The organism is Zooshikella harenae (assembly GCF_018837975.1).
In the GTDB taxonomy this organism is placed as follows: domain Bacteria; phylum Pseudomonadota; class Gammaproteobacteria; order Pseudomonadales; family Zooshikellaceae; genus Zooshikella; species Zooshikella harenae.
Genome location: NZ_JAGSOY010000041.1, coordinates 36,241 through 43,444 on the forward strand (window position 1 = coordinate 36,241; position 7,204 = coordinate 43,444).

5 protein-coding genes are annotated in these 7,204 nt (G+C 39.1%); 1 reads left to right on the forward strand and 4 read right to left on the reverse strand.

Translation table 11 applies throughout. The annotated features are described in order from the left end of the window. The first annotated feature begins 121 nt into the window (after positions 1-121). Positions 122-1,042 carry a LysR family transcriptional regulator gene (locus tag KCG35_RS16025; protein WP_215820803.1) on the forward strand — a complete coding sequence of 307 codons (921 nt, stop codon included), beginning with the start codon at positions 122-124 and terminating at the stop codon, positions 1,040-1,042. A gap of 696 nt (positions 1,043-1,738) precedes the next feature. On the opposite strand, the gene KCG35_RS16030 is transcribed toward KCG35_RS16025, so the two are convergent. The 4 genes from KCG35_RS16030 to KCG35_RS16045 all read right to left on the reverse strand — a co-directional run. Then, a complete protein-coding gene (locus KCG35_RS16030; RefSeq protein ID WP_215820804.1) occupies positions 1,739-2,278 on the reverse strand; it encodes a hypothetical protein in 540 nt (179 codons plus the stop codon). Positions 2,279-2,310: 32 nt separating this feature from the next. Further along, positions 2,311-2,808, reverse strand: coding sequence for an anaerobic ribonucleoside-triphosphate reductase-activating protein (gene nrdG / locus KCG35_RS16035; protein ID WP_215820805.1), 498 nt, complete (start codon positions 2,806-2,808; stop codon positions 2,311-2,313). Between the two features lie 21 nt (positions 2,809-2,829). Then, positions 2,830-4,950 carry an anaerobic ribonucleoside-triphosphate reductase gene (gene nrdD / locus KCG35_RS16040; protein WP_215820806.1) on the reverse strand — a complete coding sequence of 707 codons (2,121 nt, stop codon included), beginning with the start codon at positions 4,948-4,950 and terminating at the stop codon, positions 2,830-2,832. Between the two features lie 625 nt (positions 4,951-5,575). After that, on the reverse strand, positions 5,576-7,204 hold a 1,629-nt coding region (locus KCG35_RS16045; protein ID WP_215820807.1), incomplete at its 5' end, for an elongation factor G.

Sequence of the window (7,204 nt, forward strand, 5' to 3'; positions counted from 1 at the left end):
GCGGGTACGATAGACTACCTTTAATAGACGATGTACTTTTACATTGACTATCTATTTTAACGCCTTCATACTTGGTAATTAATCAGATTTTTTAAATTTTATTATTTGAATAATTGCAATAATGATTCGTTCACTTGACTCTTTGAGAGCTTTCCTATCGGTTGCTCAACATACAAGCTTTGCAAAGGCCGCTACGCAGTTGAATCTTTCCAGCTCATCGGTTTCTCGTCATGTTGCTGAGTTGGAAAAGGAGTTAGGCGTGACACTTCTGACTCGCAGTACACGTAATGTTGCCTTGACTGCTGCAGGGAAAATATTGTTTGAGCAAGCGTCCCAGATCGTGTCCTCTTTAGATGAGCTAGGGGACAATTTAAAAGAAAGTAGTGAGTATATCTGTGGAGATGTGAGTATTTCTGCTCCTTGGTGGTTTAGTGCTGAATTCTTGCCAAACGCTTTAGCAGAATTGCATCAACAATACCCAGAGGTGATAATTAATCTTCACAGTGATGACAAATTATTAGATCCTAATGAAGGTCAGTATGATATTTATTTACGTTTTGGACGTATACAAGACTCAGGATTAATCGCTAAAGAGATTGTCAAGAATGAATATTGGCTGTTGGCTGCACCAAATTACCTTAAAGAATTTGGCTTACCTTTGACACCACAGGATTTGCAAGCACATCAAGTATTTGCATTTCGCTTTACTCAATCTCACTCAAGCTGGTTTTTTAAACAAAATAAAAAACAGTTTAGATTTAATTTACAGCATGCATGGCTTAAAACGAATAACCCTGCCGTTATTTATCATAATACATTAATTGGTTCAGGTATAGCATTACTACCTGCATTGAGTGTAAGTAATGACGTACAACAGGGTACATTGGTACGATTATTAGCTGACTACCAGATTACACCTAATCGGTTAGAGAATCACCTCTTCTTAATTTATTCAAAAGATAAAGTACGTATTAAACGGGTAAAGTGTGTGATAGACTTTTTAGCCAAAAGTTTAAAACAGTATCTACATACTTTTACCTAGCATTAAAATATACGAGTAGCTACTCGTATATCCGTATAGGATAGTAATGTCTTTCATTGTAAATGAATTTGATAGTTTTAATTTGAAATATTGAAACTCAGAAAACCATTCATATTTGATATAACCAATGCGAAGGGTATATATCAGTATTAATAAATGCTGTAGTTTACGGTTATGGTTCATAATAGGTTAATGTTTTATCGTCTAGTATTATCTATACATATTATTATGTGTGTAAATTGACTTTAAAGGTGAAAGCTGTCTTTATGGTTTTAAATTGTACTTATTATGGGATTTTAAGCCATTATCTATGGTGTTTTTGCAGTTATATAGCCTTTATAAACATATAATATACCCATCACGAATCATTTTAAGGGTTTGTTGTCGGTACTCTTGACCAACAAGGATGTTGGGAATGCAGTTCATGCAGGAGCTTTTAACTGCCACCCCAATCACTTATTAATATAACTGCCCAGCAGCGCTGTTATATCAATTAAAGTCACTACCGCAAGTTTCACAGTAGTAAACTTGCTCTGGGGCTTCATCACTTGACGGCCGCCCCTAAAAACCCTTCGTTATGAGTATACTAACCTGATACTTTTCGGAAAAAGCTAATCTTAAGTATTAACTATTAGCGCGTTGAAAATAGGAAGGGGATGTTTGGAGGTATGGGTGTTATCTTACCTGAGCCTGTATTTACTGATTTGAAACTTCTTGTGTGACGATATTAATAATTTCTTTATCATTTAAAACATGGTTAGATTCCTTTAATAGTGTGCCACCCGGTGAAAATATTAGTACATTAAAGGAGTTATCTTGAAGCAGTTGCACAGCAACATTTTTATCAGTGTGATAGTTATCATCAGTTGCTTGTGTAACCAGAGATTGGATGTAAATTAAAGACCACTTTTCAGCATCTAATTTGCTTAAATACTTTAGTTGTTGCTTGTACTCAGTTGAGAGTTTAGTCGCTGCTACAACAATGGCATAGGGTTTTATCTCATAACCATAAAGTTCTGTGAATTGAGCAGCCATTTTCGTTATAGAATATTGATGCCTTTTGTCAGAATCATAAAATATAAAGTCTGCACTATATACGTTTGCAGTAAATATTAGTAATAAAAAGGCGGTAAGCACAGTAGGCCGATAGCTCTTTTGTAGCTTAGCAGGAGGGTATGACCACTTAAAGACAATCTTGTGGATAGCCTTTGTTAAAGAAGAAAGTGGTGTTTTCATAGTTCAACATCTTTTGAGTAAGTGCTTAACTATTAGTCTAGCGTTAATTTCTGACTATTACTGTGGTTATCTATTTGGTAGATCATTTGATTAGCACTGCCTCGCCACATCAACATTGGATCTGCCTGTTCTGCTTCGAACTTACCATCAATCAGTACATCGATAAATGGTAGAACTTGTCGCTGATGTGCTGTCAGGTTGGCTAGCGTATAACCTGTCCATAGCCAGATGTCTTTATCGGGACATTCTTTCTTCACGTTTTTAACCAATTGTAGAATTGTATCCACGTTGGCTGGGAGGAGGGGATCTCCTCCAGTGAGTGAGAGACCACGCCGTTTGATACGGGGGTCATTTAAGTCGCTAATGATTTGAGCCTGTAGCTCTTCAGTAAACTTGTTCCCAGAATTTGGATGCCAGGTTGCCTTGTTATAACACCCTTCACAGCGGTGTTCACAACCTGATACAAAGAGGGTGCAACGGGTGCCAGGCCCGTTGATGACATCAACTGAAAAGTACTTGTGATAGTTCATGGTGATTGAATCAAGCGAAGCTCATAAGTGTTTAACCCGACGTTTAACTTCTTCCTGTTTACCATCATTAAAAGGACGTGCATCAGGACTACCTAAGTATCCACATACGCGACGTATCACTGATACTTTCTCTGGGTCTCGGTTACCACACTTAGGACATACAAAACCTTTACTGGTACAGGAAAACTCACCCATAAAGCCGCAGCTGTAGCATTCATCAATTGGGGTGTTGGTGCCATAGTAAGGCACGCGGTTGTAGCTGTAGTCCCATACACCTTCAAGGGCTTCTACGTTGCGCTGCATATTGGGGAACTCGCCATAGCAAATAAAGCCCCCGTTAGCGATGGTAGGGTAAGCCATCTCAAAATCGATTTTGTCATAAGGATTGGCTTTTTTCTCCACATCTAAATGGAAGCTGTTAGTGTAGTAGCCTTTATCAGTGACACCATCAACCACGCCAAACGTCATAGTGTCTAGTTTACAAAAACGGTGACAAAGGTTTTCACTTGGTGTGCTGTAGAGACTGAAGCCATAACCTGTTTCCGCTTTCCAGGCATCAACAGCGTTGCGTAGCCGTTGTATAATAGCTATTGCTTTGTCTTGCAACGCTTTGCTATCAAATACATGTTGTTTGGTGCCATAAAGGGCATTGACTGTTTCATGTAAGCCAATATAACCCAGAGATATTGAAGCTCGGCCATTCTTGAAAATATCTGCAATACTGTCGTCAGCTTTCAAACGCACACCACAGGCACCCTCCATATAGAGTATGGGAGCGATACGGGCTTTAACATTTTCCAGACGAGCAATACGCGTATCCAGTGCTTTACGAGCTAAGCGAAGTCGTTGCTCTAATAGTTTGAAAAATGTTGCTTCATTCCCTTTTGCTTGTAGGGCAATACGTGGCAAGTTAAGGCTAACAACACCAAGATTGTTTCGTCCATCATGGACCAGTTCACCATTTTCAGCATAAGCACTTAAAAAGCTTCGGCAACCCATGGGGGTTTTAAATGAACCTGTAACCTGCTCAACTTGTTCATAGTTAAGTATGTCTGGGTACATTCGCTTAGCTGCACACTCAAGTGCTAACTGTTTTATATCGTAGTTTGGATCACCAACCTGGTGATTGACTCCAGCTTTAATAGCAAAGACTAATTTGGGAAATACAGCTGTTTTCTTATTTTTTCCAAGCCCGGCAATTCGGTTTTTAAGAATAGATTGTTGTATAAGACGAGCTTCCCATGAGGTGCCAAGACCTAAGCCAAAGGTAACAAAAGGAGTTTGTCCATTGGCAGTATGAAGCGTGTTAACTTCATACTCAAGTGACTGGAAAGCATCAAAACACTCTTTTTCTGTACGGGCTTTAGCAAAAGCATCAGGGTCATTGATATCCCACTCCTGGGCCACCTTATGGTGTTTGGCATAACTGGCTTTAACATAAGGAGCAAGAATTTCATCAATACGGTTGATTGTAGTGCCACCATATATATGACTGGCTACCTGGGCAATAATTTGAGCTGTTACGGCTGTTGCTGTAGAAATGGATTTTGGTGTTTCAATTTCAGCATTGCCCATTTTAAAGCCATGCGTCAACATGCCTTTCAAGTCAATAAGCATGCAGTTGAACATGGGAAAGAAAGGTGCGTAGTCAAGGTCATGATAGTGAATATCGCCTTCAATATGAGCCTGTGTTATGGGCTTAGGTAACATATGTTGTAAGGCGTAGTGCTTGGCAACAATACCAGCCAGCAAATCGCGCTGCGTGGGGATTACTTTGCTGTCCTTGTTGGCATTTTCATTGAGAATAGCGGCATTGGTTTGCTCTATGAGTCCTCGAATCTCAATGTTGAGTCGGCTGGTGCGTTCACGCATCATATCGCGATCATGACGATATTCAATGTATGCTCGGGCTAATCCCTTATAGGGTCCCTGCATAAGTTGGTTTTCAACCGCATTTTGAATCTCTTGAATATCAACTTCATCAAAGGCGTTAAGCTGCTGACTTACATTGTTGGCAACCCACTCAGCATAGGCATCATCTTTACAGTTTACTGCAATACAAGCACGTAAGATCGCTTCTTTTATACGTTGACAATCAAACGGCACACGACAGCCATCACGCTTGATAACTATGGGTTTCACCTGGTTTCCTCACGACTGCTTTCGATAATGATGTTGAACAATCAGCTTTATTGGGTGATTTTTAACCAATGTTTTTGTATCGAGTACACATGTAGTACTTAAACAGCACGTTGTTTGATGTACTCAACAGAAAAACTGCTACTACCTTCGACGGTAGCGGCTTTTAGATATACTACAAGATGTTGTAACTTTGGTATGACTTACTACTAAATATGGTATATCAAAGAAGAAAATTTGCGAGCTGAATACTTTGACTTAAATCAGTGTAATTAGTTTGTGGCTAAAAATCACACAATGTGTCTTATTAGATATCTATGGCTATATGATCAGTTGTTGGTGATAAAAGCTGGTACTGTAAAACAGTATGGTGGGTTGGATAAAGTTGCTGCCTGGCAATCAGTGAAGTTAACAAGTATAAAAAATGATTAACTGATGTACGCAAGGTTCAAACAAAGATGATCGTTGTAAAAGACTATATTAGGTATTGAAGTATTAAAAGTATTACCAAAAAACTAGTTATTTCTTTCTTTTAGGCGAGGCGAATCTAGCATAACCTAAAAAATTATCACGTAGTAGTAATAGTATTTAATATTAAAGGCTACCAAAATTGGCAGCCTTTTTGTGATTATTTTTTATCTCCTATAATATTTGTGACTAGCATCTTTGGAACAGCCTCATAATGGGAGAAGGACATGCTAAATTGTCCTCGCCCTGCTGTGAGAGCTCGTAAACAACCAATGTAGCCGAACATTTCAGCTAATGGAGCTTGGGCTTTTAGAACGGCCCGTTGAGGATCATTATTTTGTTCAATTACCTGTCCGCGTCGACGGTTAAGATCACCAATAACCGAACCAATATAGTCAGATGGGATATTGATATCTATTTTCATTATGGGCTCGAGTAATTGAATACAGGCTATTTCCTTAAGTTTCTTAACCGCTTGTTTTGCAACTAATGAAAAGGCCATTTGTGATGAATCATTTTGATGATAACTACCATCAATTAACTCAACTTTAAAACCTCCACAAGGATAGTGGCTTACAATGCCTTCATTAGCACTTTGGCGGATACCTGCCTCTATAGCAGGGATAAACTCTTGAGGGATAACACCACCAACAATTCTATTTTCAAAAATTATTGCCTCATATGCATTTGATGAATCAAGTTCTTCCTTTGTAAAAGGAATAAACTGTAGTTTTGCTTCAGCAAATTGCCCAAGGCCACCGGTTTGTTTACGATGTAAAGCATGAATCTCTGTTGCTTTGATCAGGGTTTCCCGGTATGCCACTTGTGGAGCTCCAACCCTGGTTGTGATGCCAAAATCGGTTTTTAAGCGATCTACGGCAATTTCCAAATGTAATTCTCCCATGCCTGCTAAACAGGTTTGTCCTGTGCGACTATCTGTTTTTATTTGCAAGCTAGGATCTTCACGACACAAGGTTTGCAATGCCAAACTAAATTTAGTTTGATTTTTGCGATCACCGGGCTCTATTGCAATCTCCATTACTGGTTCAGGTACTGAGATCGTTTCAAAGGCAACAGGCATATCTTCTGTACACAGGGTATCTCCAGTTTGTACGTCTTTTAGCCCTGCAATAGCTACTATATCGCCACAGATCATAGCTGGTTTTTCTGTACGGATATTGGCGTGCATTTCATAAATAGGGCCAACCTTTTGTGCTTTATTTGTACGAGTATTTAGCACTCTATCTGCACGCTGCAGTTGTCCTCGATATACCCGGGTATATGCCAAAGAGCCGTGAGGATCATTAACTACTTTAAAAACTAAAGCAGCAAAAGCACCGTCAAGATCGTTAGTTACCGGTTTTTGACTTAGGTTATCAACACTTTCAAGGCGCTCTATCGGTGTTGGTAAATACTGAGTAATAGCATCCAATACAGGCTGAATACCAATATTTTTATAGGCTGATGCCGCAAAAATAGGTACTATTTTACCTGCAATAGTTTGTCGTCGAATGGCTACTACCAACTCAAAATTAGTTGGTGTTTTGCCTTCTGCCCAAGATTCTAAGATGGACTCATCTTCAGCAGCTAACCTTTCTACTAATTGTTCACGAGCTAACTCTGCCTCAACTTTATACTGTTCTGGTATTTCTGCTAGTACAAAATCATCAATTTGACTTAAATTACTCCACTGAACAGAGTGCATATTGATTAAATCAATGATGCCAGTAAAGCTATTCTCTTCAATGATTGGCACCTGTAAGGGCAGTGGTTTTTGTACAAACGTGTT

Bases quoted from the DNA above. Each gene is read 5' to 3' on its own strand.
- KCG35_RS16030 (WP_215820804.1), bottom strand. From the start codon at position 2,278: ATGAAAACACCACTTTCTTCTTTAACAAAGGCTATCCACAAGATTGTC.
- nrdG (WP_215820805.1), bottom strand. From the start codon at position 2,808: ATGAACTATCACAAGTACTTTTCAGTTGATGTCATCAACGGGCCTGGC.
- KCG35_RS16025 (WP_215820803.1), top strand. From the start codon at position 122: ATGATTCGTTCACTTGACTCTTTGAGAGCTTTCCTATCGGTTGCTCAA.